This window comes from Spiroplasma endosymbiont of Sarcophaga carnaria, from assembly GCF_964019595.1.
Taxonomy (GTDB): Bacteria; Bacillota_I; Bacilli_A; order Mycoplasmatales; family Mycoplasmataceae; genus Spiroplasma; species Spiroplasma poulsonii.
On record NZ_OZ026456.1, the window covers coordinates 1,744,404 to 1,766,755 of the forward strand.

The following is a 22,352-nucleotide window of genomic DNA, read 5'->3' on the forward strand; positions in this document are numbered from 1 at the left end:
ATTATGGCACAAAACCCACAAAGAATTTTCGGAGATATTGCTAATCAAGCAACAAAACGAGACCGAGAAACATTTGAACAATGATATTTACAAACTTATCAACAAAAATTTAGTTGAGAAGCTTTATTTGCATGAAAAGAAGTAAATAAGTTTGGTTTAACATATAAAAGAAAGAAAAATATTAAATACAATGAAGGTCTAGGAAACGAAGGACAAGTATTTAATACTGATGATAACCTACTAAAATATTCAACAGTGGAATTTGAAGATGGAACTGTTGAATTAGATACAATTTTAACTTTTGCTCGTAAATTAGACCCCGTAGAAAGTGATTTTAATCCTAATCTTTGGGCTGCTGATATTGAGCAAGCAATGGATACTGAGGTTGCTTATAAACGCAATAAAATTTTAGAAATTATTAATAAAGGAACAGTTACAACTATTCAAGGACAAAAAGCAGATGATACAAATGCTTTACAAATCCACGATGAAATTATGGATAAAATATATGAAAACGGCTTTACCCCATCAGAAACAGTTGTATTAGGTTCGGCTGATTTTATTCGTGGAATTCGTAATAAATTACAGTTACAACTTGGAGCAAACGACCAAATAAATAGCGTAATTGAAACAAGTGGAGCAATGAAAACTGTTGAAGGAACAACATACTATATGGTTCCTAAAAAATTACCAATTATTAATAAAGATGGTTCTGAAGGAACAATTACTCTATTACCAGATGGTGTTAATGCAATTGCTTTTAAATTTAGCAAAAAATATGACCCGCTTATTTTACGCAAAAAAGATCATACTCCGTTAAGAGTTGGTGCTGCTGCGTTAGGTACTGGAATGGGTAATACTTTGATTATGGAAAGAGTTTTATATTTAGGTGGAGCAGTAGTTGAACCCAAAGGAATTATTAAACATATTGTTACAAAAATTGATATTAGTAAAATTAATAAATTAGATAAACCAACTATTCATGTTACAGATCCAACACAAGCAACACCAGAACAGTTAAAACCACAATTTAAAGCTGTTGTTTTAAAAGCAGTTAAAGCCGTAAATAGTTCTTTAACTGAAAGTGATTTTGATTACTTTATTGAAAGTAAGGGTGAAGATTGACCAATTAATATTACAAATGAAAAAACTGTTGAAGTTCAAATTGAAGGTAAAAACAACGCTACTGGTCAAACAAATCCGATTGATGTTAAAATTAAAAATTCTTAATAGTACTAAAAAATAGTACTTTTTCGTTTGATAGATATGCCAATTGGAAAATCTAAAACAGCCCTTATTTATGCTGTTAAAAAAAATCCAACTAGATTGTCAATCCAACAACAAGAAAAAAGTTTTGGTTTACAGTTATTAGAATTTTTAGGAATTCAAGTTTTAGCCCTTGGTTTATCAGTTTTAACTGGTGGTGTAGCATCTACTGTTGGTCTTGGTGCGGGATTATCTAATTTTGCCGCAGCATTTATTTCGTTTGGAGTAGAAACAGCAACCGATTTTGCTGTAAATCAAATATACGATAAATTAACATCAGAAGTGACAGTAAAAAGTACTGCCTTAAATTTATTACCAGCAATTGGTGGAATTGGTAAATTAACGCGTGCTGCTCGCACAACTAGAATTTTAAAATTAGCAAAAGAAACTAAACTACTTGAAAAATTAGGTGTAATAACTGCTAATAATTTAGAAGATTTTGTAAAACAAGTTACGGGTAAAAAGGTTTTATCTGATAAATTAATATTTGATTTTACAAAGCAGGCTAATAATGAAACTTTATTATATACAATTGGAAAATTAGCCCGAAATGATTTTTATAAAGGTTTTAAAGTTTCTAATTTAGAAACAATTAATAATTTATTAAAAATTGAGAAAAATATTCAAAAAATAAGTCCTAAATTAGTTCAAAAAATACCACGCGTAAATGAAAAAAATGCTAATAAATGATTGTCTGAATATGGATTAAATATTGATAAAATAAGCAAAATTAATACTAATGATTGATATAACATTATGACTAATCTTCATAAAAAAGGTGTTGGTAAAAACCTACTATTAAATGCTAATTTAATGCGGGGTAGTAAAATATATAATAATAAATTATTAAATCTTTTACATCAAACACCAATTAAATTAAATAAATTATTAAATCATTTAAACCCAAATTTTTATATTCAAAAAGTAACTAAAAAATTATTAGCCCCAATTGAAAAACAAATAATTACTATTAAACAAAAAGTAATTAGTAAAATTACTGATAAAACTAAAAAAATATTATCTAAATTTGAAACTAAGGTTATTAAAAAAGGCCAATTATTACCTTTTGCTTATGGTTCTGATGTTTTTTTAGCAGTAAAAATTGTTCCTTTATCAGTTGCAGGTGAAGTTGCTTTAACAATATATTATAAAAATCCTAAATATGCCCCTATTGTCGTTATGACAACTTTAATCAAAGCAGAACAGTTTGTTTTGGCTCCTGAACCCTTTAAATTCTATATGAACAGTGAGTGGTTTATTGGTTGAGGATTTAAAAAAACAAGTTTGTTTAATTTAGTTTCTTTTGCCCCACTTGCTTATCAGCAAGTAGTAAAAGATAGTTTTAAAATATATTGGACAATTGCTAAGATATTAAAAATGAAAGAACAATTTAAAAATAACTTTAATAAAGATAAATTGTTAAATACGCTAGAAGATAGTGTGGTTACTAGTTTATTGGGTAAAGGATTAGCATTTCAAACATACAAACAACTCAGAACAAAACAAGATTTAAACAAAACAATTAAAACAAAAACATTACTAAATAGTAAAAAATTTATATTAAAGAAAATATATTCTAAAAAAAGTAAATGATAAGGAGATGATTAAATGTTAAATGAATTATGACCAAATGTTACTTTGGAAAATTATAATAATTTTATTCCAATGACAGGTAAAATTACACAAGTTCCAGTTCGTTATAATAAGTTCTTTAAAGGTGATTTAGAATTATGATTTAAAACATTTGCTTTAAGAGCCCAAAATATGATTAATTCCTATTTGAATTATCCATTTTCAAAATTAAAGTTTGAAACATTTAAAGACCCATTATTAAAGAAAATTTGTATTAATATGGTGTTTATTACTATTGAGCATTGAATATTTAACCGTATTCCGATTGAGTTTTTTACTTCGGCAAATATGAGTGTTGGTGATATTAATTATTCATCTCAAAATGACCCAATGGCAACATGACAAGGTTTATTACCTAGTTATGCAAAATCACTGGCTAATTTAACAACTTTAAAGAAAATGTTTCGTACTTTTCAACTTTAATTTTGTCGAAAACTCTTGATGAAATAAAAAAAATCATCAATATGACAATTTGAAAACTAATTTTGTGTAAGATTATGATTTTGCTTTAAATTTTTTAAACGTTAAAATATAATACCGTTGATTGTTGGTTTGGTGTTAAACCTTTGTGTTGGTATTTTCATTTTCAGAGCTTTAAATAATTTTGAATATTAGTGAAACCCAAACCATGATAATGAATTAAGGCTTCTTTAAGACTGGATTGTAATTTACTAATCTTATTTAACTTTTGATAACTAGTATCAGGGTTTGTACTAGTTTTGGTGGAATATAGAGTAGAATTTGTTTGTTTTGCTACTAATAAATATAGTGGTTGCATATCAGAAATAATTATTGATTTTTCTTTAATTAGTTGCTTATTCATATTTTCAATAATCCATTGTTTTTGTAATCTTTTGGTATTGGTGGATTGAACAAAAATATTATTATTGCTATCAACTGCCATTTGAATACAGCATTTGGTATCAGTTGAAAATGGATCGAGATGAGTTTTTCGTTTATCAAATTTATCTTTAAAATTGCCTTTATGAATTTCTTTAATAAATGTTTCATCCATTTGGATTTGACCATTTAATTTTTTAAATTTTAACTGTGTATTTTCTAATTGTTTTGATTGCATTAATTTTTGTCGATTATATCAAGCGGTTTTTGGGGTTGTTTTAATAAAACGAGAAATTATTTTACTAGATTGTCCTAACAATGAAATTTGAATTAATAAATTTCACTGTTCATAATTTAAATGACTTCAATAAGTAAAATGATGACGAAATGCATCAAAACTAGCACGACATTTTTTACATAAATATTTTTGTTTTCCTTCGGAATTATGACCATTTTTAACACAATGAAAAGATTTGCAATTAGGACATATAATGCCTTTATCTCTAAATTTTTGATCAATTTCATTTAAACGTTTTTGTTTTTTAATTAAGTCTGCTTGTTGTTTTATTTTTTCATAAAATTCTAAAAATTGATCATCTGTTAAGCTATTTATTAATTCTGTAATTATTTTTTTCATCATTTATTTACCTCTATATATTAAAAATATACCTAATTTTAGGTATATTTTATAAATATCAAGAGTTTTCGACAAAATTAAAGCTTTTCAAGAAGAAGGTATTGATTTAACTATGATAGATTTAGAAGCATATTATACTCAGTTAGAAGTTGATGCATTATTAGAAAAAGAAAAAACTAAGATTGATAATAAAAGTATTATTAAAAATAACAAAAATGAAATAGGTGTTCCATTTGATAATAAAAGTATTATTAAAAATAGTGATGGTGAAATTGCGGTTTCAGATTTAAAACAAAATAAAATTACTTTAATGCCAAATGCTAGTAAGCGTAATAATGCTGATTTTAATGCTGAAACTGGTGAATTAAGAATATGAGACCCAATCTTCCAAAATAATGACCAAGTTGCAGATTTTAGTGTTATTAAAACAAACAAAACGCCTGGACTAGAAGCAACAGATGACACATTACCAACTACTAAATATATTAATGAACATTATGCTTTAAAAGAAAGTATCGAGCAGTGAAAAGAAGTTGGAGAAAGAGTAAATGAAAAAGTAATTAAATATAAATTTATTTTAGGGAAAAAATATAAAGTTCATTTTATTTGAGAACGACCAACTGCAGATTTTGTTATAACAACTTGTTTTGAATGTAAAGATAATCATGGTGGTTTGCAAACTATTTCAACTAGTTTAGCATTGGGAAAGAATGGAGCAACAAGAATTGGTTTTTTAAGTGCAGATAATTCTCTTAATAATCATAAAGTAGTAATTTCAATGACAGGTGATGAATATTCGCCAACAATTCTAAAATTAGAAGAGTTACAATAAATTAACGAGGATAATTATGGTTAATAAAAATATTATAATTAAAAATAATAATGAATTAATTACAAATGAATGCTAATTTATTAAAAGAAAAAAATAATTTAGAAAGAAAGTGGAGTGTTATAAATGAATTTAAAAGAGTATAAATCAGAAATTTTATTATTAATTCGCAAAATATTTATTTGAGGATTAGGAGCAATTTTAATAATAAGTGCAATTGTGTTATTTTTTTGCAAAGCATTTAAAGTAATTGAAATTTCATGACCAGAATATTTTTATATTGGCTTATCATTACTTATTAGTGGTGTTTTGGTCTATTTAATTGATAAAATTTTTGAATTTTTTAAAAAAGATAAAAAACAAGATAGCATTGAAGATGTTATTAAAAAAGATGAAACAAAATAAAGAGGTGTTATAAATGGGATTGTTACCTGCCAAAAAGAAATTAAAAAAGAGTTATGATATTGATAGTTATTATCTTAATTTAGCATCAACTATTACTAATCGTAAAAATGTTACTGTTCAAAAACATAATGAGATTTTAGAAAAAAGAATTTGTGAAGATAATGCTAATTTTTTAAATCCACGAGATTTAGAAATTAGCATTTATAATCCACTTATTAATAAACAAATAAACTCTCAATTAATTAATAACTTTTTAAAAATGCAAGACTTTACTAATAAGAATTGATATAACGAATATAAAATTAATAAGAATGGTAAAGGTGCATACTTTATTTTTGCTAATAATTCAAAACTTAATTTTATTACTATTGATTTTTACAATGACCAGTATGATGAATTGGGTAATTTAGTATCTTGTACTTTTGATTATGATCCTTATATTAAAAATGACCAGAGTGTTTTTATTACTGAAAAATTAGAAATTGATTATGTAACTAAACAAGTAAAAGTTATTAGAAAGTTAAAAACACAATTATACAGTACTATTACCGACTTATATATTGATGATACTAAATGAAATAACTATACAACATTACAAAGAGAAGAAATATTACCACTTAATTTTATTCCAATTGAAATTATTCCTAATAATCCTAATTTTGAACCTTCTGCTCGTTATGGTAAGCAATTTGCTAGTATTTTAGATATTATTGCTGAAAAGATAATGTTAGACCCATTATTAAATAGTGGTAAATTTACCATTAATACTAATGGGGTTACTGGTGTGGTTGACCAAGAAATTAGTAAAATGTTAGCTTCATTTATTGAAAATGACTTGTTATTAGTTGAAGGAGACCCTGATAGTAATTTTCAACCAGTAGACTATATCGCTGGTAATTTTAAAGGTGAGCAATTAACCAAAATATATGATTGATTATTAACTAATTATTATAAAATAAATCGCCATCATATTCCCGCTATTGCTAAGGGAGCACAACAAACACAAGCTGAAGTTGCTGGTGTAAATATTCAAACAAACGCATCATACGAACAAATGATATATATTAGAGAAATTAAATTAACTGAATTCATTATTAAGTTAATTAAATATGATAACGCCATCTTAAACAGTAGAACATTTAATATTAAAAATATTGATGAGTTAATTATTGATGTTCATTTACCAGTAAATGCTACTTTAAATAGACAACTAAAAAATAACGAAACTATTATCAATATGCCTAATGAAGAAGAAGGAGAACAAGAATAATGTTAAAACCATCTGAAAAAATGTTAGAACAATTAGCGCAAAATGATGAACCAATTGATTATTCAATTGATAGTATTCCGTTAGATTTTGCTAATCAATCACAATATAGCGACCCCGACTTAGAACAATTATTTACAGAAGACCGTGCCAGAACCTTATATATTTATAAAATTAATAATCTTGTTAAGACAAAAGAAAAACCTACCTTAAATTATTCTCAAAATAGCGTTAAAATAGGTTTTATTGATAAAGACGAATATATAAAAATTACTGGTTATGAAATTAGCGACTTTAATTTTAAATTACAAATTCAACAAAATACAACAATTCAAGACAACAGTACAAGTTATATAATGATTGATGAAAAAGATATTTTAATTAATGATATGGCAAAACAAGATAAAGAATTTTTAGAAACATTAGACTTAAAAATAGTATCTATTAATGAACCAATTAGTGAAGACAATAAAAATGAATGTTATATCATTGAAGAATATAAATGCCCTTATTCACCAAATGGTGTTGATATTATTAAATCTACGCATTTAGTTAAAATAACTGACTTTAAATGAAAAAATCAAAATAGCATTCATTTAGTATTACAAAAATCATTACCCGAAGATACAGTATTTACTGGTATTGAGATTAAATACCCTAAATCAATGTTATTTGGTAATATTAAGTGCTGAGGGGATATTAATGGTGTATATTCTTATCCAGCATCCAATATTGAAAATGCTAGTTTAGTCCCTTTGTTATCAATGCCTATTGAAACAAATCCTACTTTAAGAGTATTTCAATATTGATTTACGGAAAGTTTTTTACCTTGATTTATTGCAAAAATATATGTTCAACCAGATAATATTTTAAGTTTAATAAAAAATAATGGTTTAGAAAAAGTTTTATTAAATTATTTAACATATCGTTATAATTATGACCGTAAATTTCAAGGAGCAAAATACGATGAAAAAGGAAATCCCATTAATAAAGCAGCAGAATTACGCCAAAAATTCGAAGGACAAAAACCAGAAGATGTTATTGATGGTTTATTTGAAAACTGAAAATTAGATAATCCAAGTGAATTACATAAAACATATGTAAAAAGATTTAAACAAATTATATATATGTTGTCAAATTATACATATAGTAAATATGCAATTAATAAAGGTTATAATGATGATGTTAAATTATTTGCACCATATTATTTTGAATTAATTTCTAATCCAAGAGAGGTAGAAACTGGATATTGAGAATTTGAACATTGCAAAGTTAAATTAAATTCATCTTATTTTAATTTTACCGGCGGTTATAATCCACCAACTCCAATAAACTATTGAATGGAAGTTTATGCAAATGATAAACCATTTAGTAAAGTAGATAATAAGTATTATTTTGTTGTGTGGCATATAAAGAATAATGATGATTGAAGAATTATTAAATTTAAAAATAACATAGCTATAGGTTATTATCAAAAGATAATTTTAGATAAATATAATACTTATGATCTTAAAATAACAGAAAAAAATTTACTTGCTGATGAAAATCGTTTTGCGCATCATTTTTGATGAGATAGTGATGATGGAAGTAATATTAAAGCGGTTTATCGTTGAAATAATGATAGCGAACCAAATACACCGTTTATTTCTCCTAAAACTGGACAAATTACAGATTGAAATTTAAAACAACAAAATAATATAAACAATGATGATGAAATTAAAGTAACTGCTAAAAACAAAGATATTTCAGAAAATCCTGTTTATCAATTAGAAGCAAATTTTTTTAATTGATTATCATTAACAAATGAATTAGAAACAAATAATATATCTTCTCTTATTCCGGCAGAAATTAAACTGTCAGATGGAGAATATGGCAAATATTTAACAAATTTAATTATTTCTAATGACAAAATAGAAGAATATTTAAACTATTTTTCACAATGATATAGATTACTTTATTCTAAGGCGGTTTGGGCAAGTATGACTAAAAATTTAGTTGAAGATAGTATTAAAATAACTTATGATGTTAAACTATTTGCTTTAAATCAAATTGAAATATCTGGAATATGAGGTTATGAAAACTATGATATAAATATTTTTATTGAAAAAACAAATGAAAAAATTATTCAAGGAAAAGATATAAAATTAGAATTAATCGAAAATACACCAATTGGAACTAAAGTCAGTGGAAAAGATAGGAATACATATTTACAACTAATAGAATTTGATACCTGATATCTTTGAAAAAATGGCATTGAAGATGAAAAATCATATTCAAATATAGCAGTTGTTGATTTTTTAAAACAATCAAATAGTATAATATTTGCTTATCCAACCATAAAAGAACAAATTAATATTAATAATTTACAATTGTTTAGTAGGAATAATGAAAAAATATCCTTACTTACATTAGAAATATAAAAAGTTATTTAGATTTATAAATCTAAATAACTTTTTAATTTATCTTCAACATCTGTATTTGGTTCGCTATCATTATTTCAACGATAAACCGCTTTAATATTACTTCCATCATCACTATCTCATCAAAAATGATGCGCAAAACGATTTTCATCAGCAAGTAAATTTTTTTCTGTTATTTTAAGATCATAAGTATTATATTTATCTAAAATTATCTTTTGATAATAACCTATAGCTATGTTATTTTTAAATTTAATAATTCTTCAATCATCATTATTCTTTATATGCCACACAACAAAATAATACTTATTATCTACTTTACTAAATGGTTTTTCTTGTGGTGCTATTCATTCTAAATTGTCTTTAATTTCTTTGTTTTCAGTATATATTTTATGTTTTTCTTTTAGTTCTTTTAATTGTTGTTCTGTATATTGTGATGTATTACAAGCAACTAAACTTGTTGTACTTGTTCCTATTAAAGTGATTGTTCCTAAAAGACTTAATATCTTTTTCATTATATAATAATTCCTTTCGCTAAATCTTTTTACAATCACAATTATATATATATATATATATATATACAAGGGCTATTTAAGAATTTAAAAGGAAATTATTTAATTTATATTATATGGAAAGGGTCAATCTGGGCTCGCGGTGATTTCCATAAGTTTTGCGAAAAATTACTTAAAGTTTAAAAAAACTTTTGCCGCGCTTTTCAAAATACTTGGGAAAAATTCTAAGCGTTAAGCGAAGAATTTTATAAAGGTTCCCAAATTTGTTTGAAAGAACCTCAAAATCTTTTTTAACTTGTAAGTCATTTTATCACAAAAATTTAAGAAAATCAACCGCTCGCCCAATTCCTGCAAATGATTTTTTATAGTCTTAATGATATAATTAAATTATTTAAAGAAAGGAAATATATTTAATTTATGTCTTTAATTTTGTCGAAAACTCTTGATATTTATAAAATATACCTAAAATTAGGTATATTTTTAATATATAGAGGTAAATAAATGATGAAAAAAATAATTACAGAATTAATAAATAGCTTAACAGATGATCAATTTTTAGAATTTTATGAAAAAATAAAACAACAAGCAGACTTAATTAAAAAACAAAAACGTTTAAATGAAATTGATCAAAAATTTAGAGATAAAGGCATTATATGTCCTAATTGCAAATCTTTTCATTGTGTTAAAAATGGTCATAATTCCGAAGGAAAACAAAAATATTTATGTAAAAAATGTCGTGCTAGTTTTGATGCATTTCGTCATCATTTTACTTATTGAAGTCATTTAAATTATGAACAGTGAAATTTATTAATTCAAATTTCATTGTTAGGACAATCTAGTAAAATAATTTCTCGTTTTATTAAAACAACCCCAAAAACCGCTTGATATAATCGACAAAAATTAATGCAATCAAAACAATTAGAAAATACACAGTTAAAATTTAAAAAATTAAATGGTCAAATCCAAATGGATGAAACATTTATTAAAGAAATTCATAAAGGCAATTTTAAAGATAAATTTGATAAACGAAAAACTCATCTCGATCCATTTTCAACTGATACCAAATGCTGTATTCAAATGGCGGTTGATAGCAATAATAATATTTTTGTTCAATCCACCAATACCAAAAGATTACAAAAACAATGGATTATTGAAAATATGAATAAGCAACTAATTAAAGAAAAATCAATAATTATTTCTGATATGCAACCACTATATTTATTAGTAGCAAAACAAACAAATTCTACTCTATATTCCACCAAAACTAGTACAAACCCTGATACTAGTTATCAAAAGTTAAATAAGATTAGTAAATTACAATCCAGTCTTAAAGAAGCCTTAATTCATTATCATGGTTTGGGTTTCACTAATATTCAAAATTATTTAAAGCTCTGAAAATGAAAATACCAACACAAAGGTTTAACACCAAACCAACAATCAACGGTATTATATTTTAACGTTTAAAAAATTTAAAGCAAAATCATAATCTTACACAAAATTAGTTTTCAAATTGTCATATTGATGATTTTTTTTATTTCATCAAGAGTTTTCGACAAAATTAAAGAATTTATGTATAAAAAAGGAAATAAAATTAATGTTAAAATAACAAACGTTACACCTTATGGTGCTTTTTGTAGAGCAGAAAAGGCTGATGGTTTAATCCATATTAGTGAAGTTTCAGATTACTTTGTTAAAGATATTAAAGATTTTTTTGATATTGGTGATGAAATTGAAGTTGAGGTGTTAGATTTTAATACAGTTAGAAAACATCTTAAATTAAGTTATAAAAATTGTCATCCTGAACTATTGAAAAATGATGATGGTAATGAAATACAAGAAAAATCACCTAGTTTAGAAAAGTCATTAAATATCAATTATTTAATAAATAAAAAGTAAATAAAATTTATAAATGTTAGAAGGTTTTAAAAACCTTTTTTATATTCCCATTTTAAAACGATATGGATAAGAACCATAAAACAAAGCATCATATGGGTCATGATACATTTTACTATCGGGTGTGTTTGTTTTGGTGTCACTAAATCTTAGTTCACTAATGCATTTATCTAAAAATGAAAAGTTATCTAATGTGCCATATATTTTGCCTTGAACAAACATTTTTCTTATTCATGTTACACGATTTATTATACCTGCTTCTTTATTAAGGGATGTCTGATGTTTTTTGGCTTTAAACATTTTAATTTTATAACCCAAATAAGGATAAATATCTTCTTGTAATTTTTGCATAAAGTCGTGGGCATTAATATCATAATGAAATGTAGCATATTCAAAATCATCAAATTTATCAAATGTATTAATTATTCATTGTCCGTAATGTTCAACTATTTCATTTAAATTCATTGCGTTTTTTGGTGTAACAACATTTTCTTCAATTAAATATTTATCATATTCATTATTTTCATTAATTTTATATCCACTAAATAAAAATACCGTATGGTCTTCACTACCGTTAGCATAATCAACACCAATTGAATAACTATCAAATTGATACTGTTTTGTATTGGAATTATAAAAATCTTGTAAATTATATTCTTTAATATATTTACGATAATTTCGTAAAACATAAATACTGGGGTCATTATCGTTATATTCAAAACCGTAGTATTCAAGTTCAAATAAATCAGGTCGTTCTTGTTTGTTTGTTAAAACAAGTTTTTTAGTAATATTAGGTATTTTATTTCAAACAGCACCCATTGTTAATCGTAAATTAAAAATACCCAAACCATTAAATGCTTGTTTGTTTTCTGAATATACTTGATTGTGTTCTTTTAAAATATTTTTAATTCTTTCATTTAAGGGTAAATATGGGGTTACAAATTTTTCATAAAAGACATGGTATTTATCAAAAGGATTAAAAGTAAATTGATTAGAATATGTTTTATGAAAATATGTTGTTACTGTTATGTATTGTTTTGCTATGTTGTCTCATTCTTGAAATATCCAAGATAATTCTTTTACTGGAATAGGATTATCTAAATTATATTGTTCATTATCATTTTCATCCGTGTATTTTTCATAAGATACTTTTAAACTTTTTGAACGAAACATTGAAACTCTTAAATTATTATATCTTTTATCTAGTTCTTTATCAGTTAAAATTTCTTTTTCTTCGGCATGTATCATTTCATCTGTTCACGCCGATATAATACCACTACCTTTACCAACTTTACCCATAATTTTATTACCATTAGCATAGCCAGCAAAAGCAATACGAACACCACTAGGAAAAACAATCTCACCACCTTCTTTAACATTTTTAGGTCAAACAATGCCATTTTCATTGTCAGGTCCTATATCAATCCCATATTTATCGTATAGATAATTACAAACATTAATTGTATCGCCGAAAGTAGTATCTTCGTGGGTGTTGGAATATCTTCGTAAAATATTAGATGAAGCATCGGCAAAATTACAAGCAAAAAATAATTTTTCGGCTAAATGATTTCATGTTTTATTAGTACCACGCCCCGCTGAAACAAACTTAAAAAAAGTTGGCGAAGTAAAATATCGGGCATAACTATCACCAACAAAATCTTTAAATACTTCTCAATCAAAACCAAAATTATAGTCACTAAAATTTAAATCATACTTTTTATTTAAATGTTCATAACTAGTAATTCGTTTTTTGTTATTAATTTTTGTAAAATCTTGCATTTTCAATTAGCCTCCTTTTTTGATAAGATTATATGAAGTATTAAGTATCAATTAAGTATCATAATTTAAAATATTTTTTTAATTCAGAAAGGAAATTATAAAATGGAATTAAAACAAAATTTATTAGGAAATTATAAGGAAAATAAAATAATAGAAACAAACAATGAGGTTAAAAATTTATTTATTAATAGAGATAATGAGATATTTAAATTATATCAACAAGAACAAATATTACAAGGATATAAGGTGATATCAAAATTGCCAAAAACAATTAAAACAGAATATGGAGATTTTCCTATTAAAAGAAGATTATATGTTAAATATGATGAAGAAAAAAAAGAAAATATAAATCGTTATCCTTTAGATGAAGAATTAGGCTTAAAAAAATATGAAAGAATCGAAATAAATTTAAAAGATAAATATATGTCTTTTATGGGCGATGGAAAAAGATATAAAGATATTTTGCATACAACAGAGAATGTAAATATTAGCGAAAGAACAATATCTAATATTTTTAAAAATGCCAATTTAAAAAAAGTTGACTATATAAGCAACAAAAATAACAATAAAATTAAAATTCCAAATAATGTTTTATATATTCAAATTGACGGAGCTTTTGAACCAATGCGAGAAAATAAAAAAAGAATTGAAAATAAAATATTTCTTGCTACTATGCATGTTGGTGTTGATAAAGAAAAGTCAACAAAAACCAAAATAAAAATGAAAAAGAAAAAAGGCGTTTTCCAAATGATGAATAAAAATCATAATAATAAAAATAATAAATCTAATATTGATAATTTTATTGATAAAATTTTTAAATTAATAGATACTTATGATATTAATGAAGATACTAAAATATTAATATTAAGTGATGGTGAAAAACAAATTAAAAAAATTTATAGAGCAGTAAAAGCAAAATATAAAAATAACAAGGTATCATATAGCTTAGATAAATTTCATCTTACAAGTATATTTAAAAAAATATATCCCTTTCAAAATAAAAATAAGGAAAATAGAGAAGCATATCATAAAGCTGTTGATTATTTTTTTAATGGTAAATATGAAGAATTATTACAGTATTTAGAAGATAGTAAATCGTTTATAAGTGATACTAAATTAGATTTTTTGAATAAAGCTATTAGATTAATTAAAAATAATAAAGAAGGTATTGAAAACCAAACATTAGAATATAATATTGGTTGTCATGTTGAAGGTGATGTATCGCATTATATTAAGGCTGTTAAAGGGCGGGGTGCGAAAATATATTGTAAAGAAACATTTATCAATATGTTAATTGGTTCAATGTTAAGACTTAATAATCAAATTAATGATGAGAAAGTTGATAAAAATGATAAAGAAAAAATTGAATTTAATATATTTAATTTAAATCAATTTCAAAATCAATTTTTATCTTTATAAAAAAAAATAAAAACCTTTTAAAATTAGCAATAATTTTAAAAAGTATTTTTTAGTGTGTCAAAATTTATAAATTATTTTTTCAACTAAAAATTATATTTTTAAAAAAGTTGAATTTTTTATAAATTTTGTTATCATTTAATTATAAGCGAAACTTAATTTGTTTCTAATTACTTAATTTTATTAAAAACCTAAGAATAATGAATACTACCAATTTGTTTGTTTTGCTACTAATAAATATAGTGGTTGCATATCAGAAATAATTATTGATTTTTCTTTAATTAGTTGCTTATTCATATTTTCAATAATCCATTGTTTTTGTAATCTTTTGGTATTGGTGGATTGAACAAAAATATTATTATTGCTATCAACTGCCATTTGAATACAGCATTTGGTATCAGTTGAAAATGGATCGAGATGAGTTTTTCGTTTATCAAATTTATCTTTAAAATTGCCTTTATGAATTTCTTTAATAAATGTTTCATCCATTTGGATTTGACCATTTAATTTTTTAAATTTTAACTGTGTATTTTCTAATTGTTTTGATTGCATTAATTTTTGTCGATTATATCAAGCGGTTTTTGGGGTTGTTTTAATAAAACGAGAAATTATTTTACTAGATTGTCCTAACAATGAAATTTGAATTAATAAATTTCACTGTTCATAATTTAAATGACTTCAATAAGTAAAATGATGACGAAATGCATCAAAACTAGCACGACATTTTTTACATAAATATTTTTGTTTTCCTTCGGAATTATGACCATTTTTAACACAATGAAAAGATTTGCAATTAGGACATATAATGCCTTTATCTCTAAATTTTTGATCAATTTCATTTAAACGTTTTTGTTTTTTAATTAAGTCTGCTTGTTGTTTTATTTTTTCATAAAATTCTAAAAATTGATCATCTGTTAAGCTATTTATTAATTCTGTAATTATTTTTTTCATCATTTATTTACCTCTATATATTAAAAATATACCTAATTTTAGGTATATTTTATAAATATCAAGAGTTTTCGACAAAATTAAAGAAAATCTTCTTTAATTTTGTCGAAAACTCTTGATGAAATAAAAAAAATCATCAATATGACAATTTGAAAACTAATTTTGTGTAAGATTATGATTTTGCTTTAAATTTTTTAAACGTTAAAATATAATACCGTTGATTGTTGGTTTGGTGTTAAACCTTTGTGTTGGTATTTTCATTTTCAGAGCTTTAAATAATTTTGAATATTAGTGAAACCCAAACCATGATAATGAATTAAGGCTTCTTTAAGACTGGATTGTAATTTACTAATCTTATTTAACTTTTGATAACTAGTATCAGGGTTTGTACTAGTTTTGGTGGAATATAGAGTAGAATTTGTTTGTTTTGCTACTAATAAATATAGTGGTTGCATATCAGAAATAATTATTGATTTTTCTTTAATTAGTTGCTTATTCATATTTTCAATAATCCATTGTTTTTGTAATATTTTGGTATTTGTGGATTGAACAAAAATATTATTATTGCTATCAACTGCCATTTGAATACAGCATTTGGTATCAGTTGAAAATGGATCGAGATGAGTTTTTCGTTTATCAAATTTATCTTTAAAATTGCCTTTATGAATTTCTTTAATAAATGTTTCATCCATTTGGATTTGACCATTTAATTTTTTAAATTTTAACTGTGTATTTTCTAATTGTTTTGATTGCATTAATTTTTGTCGATTATATCAAGCGGTTTTTGGGGTTGTTTTAATAAAACGAGAAATTATTTTACTAGATTGTCCTAACAATGAAATTTGAATTAATAAATTTCACTGTTCATAATTTAAATGACTTCAATAAGTAAAATGATGACGAAATGCATCAAAACTAGCACGACATTTTTTACATAAATATTTTTGTTTTCCTTCGGAATTATGACCATTTTTAACACAATGAAAAGATTTGCAATTAGGACATATAATGCCTTTATCTCTAAATTTTTGATCAATTTCATTTAAACGTTTTTGTTTTTTAATTAAGTCTGCTTGTTGTTTTATTTTTTCATAAAATTCTAAAAATTGATCATCTGTTAAGCTATTTATTAATTCTGTAATTATTTTTTTCATCATTTATTTACCTCTATATATTAAAAATATACCTAATTTTAGGTATATTTTATAAATATCAAGAGTTTTCGACAAAATTAAAGAATAATTTTAATTTAAAAAAATGTGAAAATTTATCTTTTTTATAAATTTAATGTATAACTATTTTTATAAAAGAATTGGAGGAAATATAGAGTAATGAAAGATTATACACATGTAAAATATGATGAACGAAGATTTTTTAAGGATTTATTTTTATCTGATAGTTGCAAAAAGAAAAATGGCACACTTAATTTATCTGAAATATCAAGACAAACAGGAAGAGATATTAATACTGTTAAAAGAGAAATTAATAGATTTACAAATATAGAAGATTATAATGCCCGTGAGGCACATGATGATTATTATAAAAAACGACAAAAGTGTATTAAAAAAATACCTACATTTACAGAAGAACAACAAGAATTTTTAAATTTACGATTTAATATTTTGGGTGATTCACCAGCAGAAATTATTCAGCGATTTTTAATAAAATTTGGTATCAAATTTCCTGCCTGTCTTAAAACATTTTATAAATGAATTTTTTTAGGTCTTTTGGGTTTGTTAAAGAAAAATTTATTAAATGGTGGTAGAAGAAATAGAACAAAGAAAAGACCTGATAATCGTGGGAAATTAGATGAAAGATTTAAATCAATATGAGATATTGAAAATAAAGAAACAGATGTTGGTTGATTTGAAATGGATACCGTAGTTGGAAAAGAACATCAATCTAGTTGTTTAGTTTTGACAGAGAAATCAAGTAAAAAATACTTTGCTATGAAATTAGAAGAACATACTGCTAATGAAGTTTTAGAAAAACTTAAACATATAGTTAGAATTAATGGTTTAGTTGGAAAAATTAAAGGAATAATAACTGATAGAGGAAAAGAATTTAGTAAGTTTGAAGAAATGGAAAAGATTACTGGTTCTAATGTTTATTTTTGTGACCCTGCTTCGCCTAATCAAAAAACATTAATTGAAAGACTAAACCGTGAATTTAGAAAACGATATGGTAGGGGGACAGATTTTAATCTTGTTACGCAACAAGAAATAGATTTAGTAGTCGATATTATAAATGAAAAATTAAGGCCCGTTCTTAATTGAAGAACTTCAAAAGAAGTATTTTTAGAGAATTTTAGATAAGTTTATTTGAAGTAATTTAATAAATTATTTTTCAGTGTGTTTAAATATGCCAAAAATAGGGTAAATTTAAAAATAATTTATTTTTTTAAAAAAATAGTTGCACTTCTTTTAAAAATTGTTATTATTAAAATAACAAGAGATAAATTTGGAGCTTAGATTTACATAATACGAATAATTAATAATTTTGCTTATATATATATATATATATATATATAATGCAGGTAGATCTTGATGAAAAGTTTCAAGATTAAGAAAAGGAGAAAAACAAGTATGAAAAAGTTACTTAGTTTATTAAGTGTATTAACAATTAGTGGAACTACTATACCAACCACAATTGCCGCTAGTCCTTATCAAAAACAAGAACATAATACAGAAACTGATAGTGGTGTTAGTGTTTTCTATTGAATTATAGAAAATGGTAAACGTAAATCAATTATTGAAAAAATATATGGAGTTAATGAAAGTTATATTAGATTTTTGGGTTTTGATAATAGAAATAATAAATATTATATAAATGATAAAAATATTTACTTTGTAAATAATAATAATAATGCTATATCGATCAAATTACTAAGCTTTAAACCAATATCAGTTATTGATTTTAGTAGTACTGATAATTTTGTTAGGTTTAATTGAAAAGATTTAAATAACACTATTCATGTTTATAGAATAAAAATTATAGATTTAGAAAATAACAATTTAAATAAAATAAATGAATTATCTAAAATTATTTCAAATCCTATTTTAGGAACAGTTAAAATTAATAATGAAAAAGGATTACTAACCGAACAACAAATTAAAGATTTTTTAAAAGATAAAAATCCTCAATTAGATATAACTAAGATAGGAATTAAAAATATTATTGATGATTTATACAATAATAATGAAAAAAGGATTACAGTATTTTCAAGTGACTCAACAATTTATACTGGTGAAGCAACTGTTTTTTTAGATATTGAAAAATAGTTAAGATTTAAAATAAATGAAAAAAATATTAAGTCTTTTATCAACAATAACCTTAATTGGAACAAGTACAACCAGTTTAGTTGCTTGTAATAAACAATATAGCGAGGATGAATTAAAAGAACAAAAAGAAAAACATAAAATAAATACTACTAACCAAGAAATAAGAAACAATTTAGAATGAATAGCACCACAAACAATGGTGTGGGTGATAGTTCAGTAACAAAGCTATATACTGAAAGTCGTACTAATCAAATTAATGTTAATGATCAATTTTATGATGATCATTACAATCCAAAACAGTTTTATAGTATTGATAATAAACAAGAAAACATCGCCTATAGCGGGTTAGGATTATCAGATAATTTAAAACCAGTTAGTCATAAATATCATATTGAATGAACTAATGTTGGTAATTTAGAACAACCAATGTGAATTATTACTAAAATTGATAGTTATGTTCGTTCAGGTGAAGTTACGAATGGAATCAGTTCGACGCAAAGTGGAGCTTGAAAACAAATTTATTTCTTATATTAATTGATCAAAAATATGAAAGGGTTTTATAAATGTTTAAAAAAATTTCAATGTCATTAATTTTAGTCTTAACGATTTTTACTGCTGTAGTGACAATTGTTTTATTTGCGAAAAAAGATAGTTTTATGCGAAGTGTATGATTGGATGGTTGTGAACCAACAACACAAATCCAAAGCAAAGATAAAACACCTTATGCTCATACCTTTTTTGGGAGCCAACATGATAATTATGCTTTGTACCAACCAAATGAGGTAAGCAACGATTTAAAAGATGCACAATTTTATGGTAATTTAGAAAACTATAATAATTGTATTAATCCGAATGTTAATTTACAATTATGAAAACAAGACTTTATTAATACACAATTAATTGTAAAAACAAATAACTATGATATTACTAATTTAACAGCAACCGTTACTAATGCTGGTGCATTAGAAAAAAATAATCTGACCGTCCAGATTGGTTTTAATCGTTTTATTTATGCATCATATTCGTTAACAAATCAAAAAATCCCAAATCCATACGGAATTAATGAAAAATTATTAGTTCCTGATGCAATTACTACAAATTCAGTTGAAAAAACTGCTTATAAAAATAAAGTCTATGTTTTATGAATTAAAATTATGAGTTTCAAAGATAAAATTGTGGCTAATCCAGGAAATTATCCGGTTAAGGTTCAGTTAACGGGGGATGTTCCCGGCACAAAACAAACTAATGTTATTTTAAGTGAAAATGAAATTCAAGTTAAAGTTAATGATTTACTATTACCAGCAGAGCAAAAGAAATCTGATTTTAATATTTATTCCTTTTTTGGTTGAAGTGCTGCTTACTATAACAATTATCAAGTTCCAAATAGTATTAAAAACAAATATGATAATATTGAATACATTGATTATAATTGAGAACATTATTGAGAACCAGAGCACAAATATTTACATAATGTGTTGGGGATGGATTATTTTCAAAGTTCAATTTCACTAAATGAGCGAAAAAATACCGAATGACATAATAATTGATTAGATGGAAATAAAGTTCAGACCTTTTTGCTATGACGTTATAATCAGCAAAAGGGGTTGTACATCGCCGATGAAGATTGAAAAGCATGAGATCATTATATGAACAAAATGGCCGAAGTAGGTTATACAAAAGCACTTCTAAGTGGATGACAAGCAGCTTGAAATAAAACTTATAAAACTAATAATGTTTGAGATGAAGATAAACAAGACTATATGCAAATTAGTATGAACATGTATGTTGAAGATGGGGTTAGAAATAATGAATGGTTTTTACAACAATTGTTAAACCATATTAAAACAGGTAAACAGAAATGAACGCAAACTGTTACACCATATCTTTATATTGATGAATTACCTTGTTCAGCAATTGGAAAATATTTAGCATTAATTCAAAAATATGATCCTAACCGAAAATATATTAAGTTAGCGGCTTGTGATTGAGAACGTGACATTGATTATAAAGACCCAGCAACATATGAAGTTGATATTTTACATATTTATTTTTTAGATATTTATAATGAACAAAATATTAAGTTTATGAACTTAGTAAAACAACGTAATGAAAAAGGATATATTACTGGCCAGTATTCATTAGATGCTGATAATACCTTTAATTTAATTCGTTCTGAACCAGGAGTAAGTTCTTACATTCAATTAGCTTTATTAAAAGAAAATGCCCCACATTATATGCGTTATCTTTTAAATGGATGAACAAAAACAGCATACTGATCAGCTGATTATGATGAACATACTGGTTTAATTTATATTGCTGGTGATACAATGTTTGCTTATCCTTCGATTGCTAATCCTGATCCAAACAATAATAATAAAGCTGCTTTTAATCCCTCAACACGATTAGATGCAATTGCTTATGGAATTAATATGAATAATAAAATTATGTACTTAAAAAAACTAAACTTATTATTAAATTATACAACAATGATGTCATATGTTAATAGTAATGTTAAATTAAGTAAACCAACGAGTCGTACTAAGTTTGATTTTAATTACAATGGGTTAACAGCAGAAAGTGATATTAAAATTTCAAATTCATTCTTGTATCGTTTTTTAACACGGAATAATATTGATGAAGTAATGGTTGTTAAAACATTTGAAAACATTATTAATAAAGTTGTAACGACATATTTATGGGGTTAAGATGGTTCCGTTTTATTTAGTTATTCTTGAAATTTTTATTTATTTATCGGTTGCAATTTGATTTATTGGAATGATATATTTAATTTATGGTTATTTTCAAAGTTTTCTTCGTAAAGAGCGAGTAATTTCATGAATCTTTTTTGGAGTTAATGTTGGAACAACATTAATATTATTGATTTTAGTAATTTTATCCCTCTTAGCAATTTTTCAGCCAATTATTTTTGGTAATAGTGATATTTCTAATGAATCAACATTATTAAATATCGCTTATTTTGGAATAAGTACTTTGATTTTAGCAATATTATGAATTGTTTATTTAAGTAGTTGTTCAATCTACTTTACAATCTTTTGAAAAAATGACCGTCTTTATTTTTTTGGTAGTTATTTTGATCAAACTAAAAATAAAAAAATTATTGTAAACAAACATGTTTTAATTTATCGAAATAAAATTTTTTTTACAATTATTTTTCGTTTTTCTAAAACTTATCAATATTTAACTACTAAGGAAAATTAAAAAGCATTATT

21 protein-coding genes are annotated in these 22,352 nt (G+C 24.5%); 16 read left to right on the forward strand and 5 right to left on the reverse strand.

The annotated features are described in order from the left end of the window. Positions 1-3 precede the first annotated feature (3 nt). From AACK91_RS10025 to AACK91_RS10035, 3 genes are read left to right on the forward strand one after another with little or no spacing between them, the layout of a single operon-like run. Entirely contained in the window at positions 4-1,230 is a 1,227-nt protein-coding gene (locus AACK91_RS10025; protein ID WP_338966359.1) for a hypothetical protein, read from the forward strand. A 36-nt stretch (positions 1,231-1,266) separates the two neighbouring features. Beyond that, positions 1,267-2,862 (forward strand): hypothetical protein, encoded by a 1,596-nt coding sequence (locus AACK91_RS10030; RefSeq protein ID WP_338966362.1) that lies wholly within the window; start codon positions 1,267-1,269, stop codon positions 2,860-2,862. A gap of 12 nt (positions 2,863-2,874) precedes the next feature. Beyond that, positions 2,875-3,321, forward strand: coding sequence for a hypothetical protein (locus tag AACK91_RS10035; protein ID WP_338966364.1), 447 nt, complete (start codon positions 2,875-2,877; stop codon positions 3,319-3,321). Positions 3,322-3,415: 94 nt separating this feature from the next. Here the strand turns inward: AACK91_RS10035 and AACK91_RS10040 are convergent, their stop codons facing one another. After that, entirely contained in the window at positions 3,416-4,378 is a 963-nt protein-coding gene (locus AACK91_RS10040; protein ID WP_338963247.1) for an IS1/IS1595 family N-terminal zinc-binding domain-containing protein, read from the reverse strand. Between the two features lie 109 nt (positions 4,379-4,487). Here AACK91_RS10040 and AACK91_RS10045 point away from each other — a divergent pair, with 109 nt between their 5' ends. From AACK91_RS10045 to AACK91_RS10060, 4 genes are all read left to right on the forward strand, one after another. After that, positions 4,488-5,207 (forward strand): hypothetical protein, encoded by a 720-nt coding sequence (locus AACK91_RS10045; protein ID WP_338966366.1) that lies wholly within the window; start codon positions 4,488-4,490, stop codon positions 5,205-5,207. 123 nt (positions 5,208-5,330) lie between these two features. Continuing rightward, a complete protein-coding gene (locus tag AACK91_RS10050) occupies positions 5,331-5,609 on the forward strand; it encodes a hypothetical protein (protein WP_338966369.1) in 279 nt (92 codons plus the stop codon). Between the two features lie 13 nt (positions 5,610-5,622). Further along, positions 5,623-6,879: a hypothetical protein gene (locus AACK91_RS10055; RefSeq protein WP_338966371.1), complete on the forward strand. Its 1,257-nt coding sequence runs from the start codon at positions 5,623-5,625 to the stop codon at positions 6,877-6,879. Then, positions 6,879-9,296 carry a hypothetical protein gene (locus AACK91_RS10060; RefSeq protein ID WP_338966374.1) on the forward strand — a complete coding sequence of 806 codons (2,418 nt, stop codon included), beginning with the start codon at positions 6,879-6,881 and terminating at the stop codon, positions 9,294-9,296. Before AACK91_RS10055 ends, AACK91_RS10060 begins: the two co-directional genes overlap by 1 nt. Positions 9,297-9,310: 14 nt before the next feature. Here the strand turns inward: AACK91_RS10060 and AACK91_RS10065 are convergent, their stop codons facing one another. Beyond that, positions 9,311-9,808, reverse strand: coding sequence for a lipoprotein (locus tag AACK91_RS10065; protein ID WP_338966376.1), 498 nt, complete (start codon positions 9,806-9,808; stop codon positions 9,311-9,313). A 498-nt stretch (positions 9,809-10,306) separates the two neighbouring features. Here AACK91_RS10065 and AACK91_RS10070 point away from each other — a divergent pair, with 498 nt between their 5' ends. After that, on the forward strand, positions 10,307-11,269 hold the full coding sequence (locus AACK91_RS10070) for an IS1/IS1595 family N-terminal zinc-binding domain-containing protein (RefSeq protein ID WP_338963247.1): 963 nt from the start codon (positions 10,307-10,309) through the stop codon (positions 11,267-11,269). A 105-nt stretch (positions 11,270-11,374) separates the two neighbouring features. Next, positions 11,375-11,701: a S1 RNA-binding domain-containing protein gene (locus tag AACK91_RS10075; RefSeq protein ID WP_127093498.1), complete on the forward strand. Its 327-nt coding sequence runs from the start codon at positions 11,375-11,377 to the stop codon at positions 11,699-11,701. Between the two features lie 39 nt (positions 11,702-11,740). Here AACK91_RS10075 and AACK91_RS10080 read toward each other — a convergent pair whose 3' ends face one another. Then, the gene (locus AACK91_RS10080; protein WP_338966379.1) at positions 11,741-13,477 is read right to left on the reverse strand and encodes a hypothetical protein; all 1,737 of its coding nucleotides are present in this window, start codon (positions 13,475-13,477) and stop codon (positions 11,741-11,743) included. A 102-nt stretch (positions 13,478-13,579) separates the two neighbouring features. On the opposite strand from AACK91_RS10080, the gene AACK91_RS10085 reads away from it, so the two are divergent. Then, on the forward strand, positions 13,580-14,896 hold the full coding sequence (locus AACK91_RS10085; RefSeq protein ID WP_338966382.1) for an Mbov_0401 family ICE element transposase-like protein: 1,317 nt from the start codon (positions 13,580-13,582) through the stop codon (positions 14,894-14,896). Between the two features lie 204 nt (positions 14,897-15,100). Here the strand turns inward: AACK91_RS10085 and AACK91_RS10090 are convergent, their stop codons facing one another. Together AACK91_RS10090 and AACK91_RS10095 are read right to left on the reverse strand one after the other, a co-directional pair. Beyond that, positions 15,101-15,847 carry an IS1/IS1595 family N-terminal zinc-binding domain-containing protein gene (locus tag AACK91_RS10090; protein ID WP_338966385.1) on the reverse strand — a complete coding sequence of 249 codons (747 nt, stop codon included), beginning with the start codon at positions 15,845-15,847 and terminating at the stop codon, positions 15,101-15,103. 188 nt (positions 15,848-16,035) lie between these two features. After that, positions 16,036-16,998: an IS1/IS1595 family N-terminal zinc-binding domain-containing protein gene (locus tag AACK91_RS10095; RefSeq protein ID WP_338966387.1), complete on the reverse strand. Its 963-nt coding sequence runs from the start codon at positions 16,996-16,998 to the stop codon at positions 16,036-16,038. Between the two features lie 174 nt (positions 16,999-17,172). Here AACK91_RS10095 and AACK91_RS10100 point away from each other — a divergent pair, with 174 nt between their 5' ends. From AACK91_RS10100 to AACK91_RS10125, 6 genes are all read left to right on the forward strand, one after another. After that, a complete protein-coding gene (locus AACK91_RS10100; protein ID WP_338966321.1) occupies positions 17,173-18,156 on the forward strand; it encodes an IS30 family transposase in 984 nt (327 codons plus the stop codon). 270 nt (positions 18,157-18,426) lie between these two features. Next, entirely contained in the window at positions 18,427-19,122 is a 696-nt protein-coding gene (locus AACK91_RS10105; RefSeq protein WP_338966389.1) for a hypothetical protein, read from the forward strand. 16 nt (positions 19,123-19,138) lie between these two features. Then, a complete protein-coding gene (locus tag AACK91_RS10110; protein WP_338966327.1) occupies positions 19,139-19,342 on the forward strand; it encodes a lipoprotein in 204 nt (67 codons plus the stop codon). Continuing rightward, complete coding sequence (locus tag AACK91_RS10115; protein WP_338966330.1) at positions 19,300-19,656, forward strand: hypothetical protein; 357 nt, start codon at positions 19,300-19,302, stop codon at positions 19,654-19,656. Before AACK91_RS10110 ends, AACK91_RS10115 begins: the two co-directional genes overlap by 43 nt. A gap of 29 nt (positions 19,657-19,685) precedes the next feature. Continuing rightward, entirely contained in the window at positions 19,686-21,827 is a 2,142-nt protein-coding gene (locus AACK91_RS10120) for a hypothetical protein (RefSeq protein ID WP_338966333.1), read from the forward strand. A 1-nt stretch (position 21,828) separates the two neighbouring features. Continuing rightward, on the forward strand, positions 21,829-22,341 hold the full coding sequence (locus AACK91_RS10125; RefSeq protein WP_338966335.1) for a hypothetical protein: 513 nt from the start codon (positions 21,829-21,831) through the stop codon (positions 22,339-22,341). Positions 22,342-22,352 lie beyond the last annotated feature (11 nt).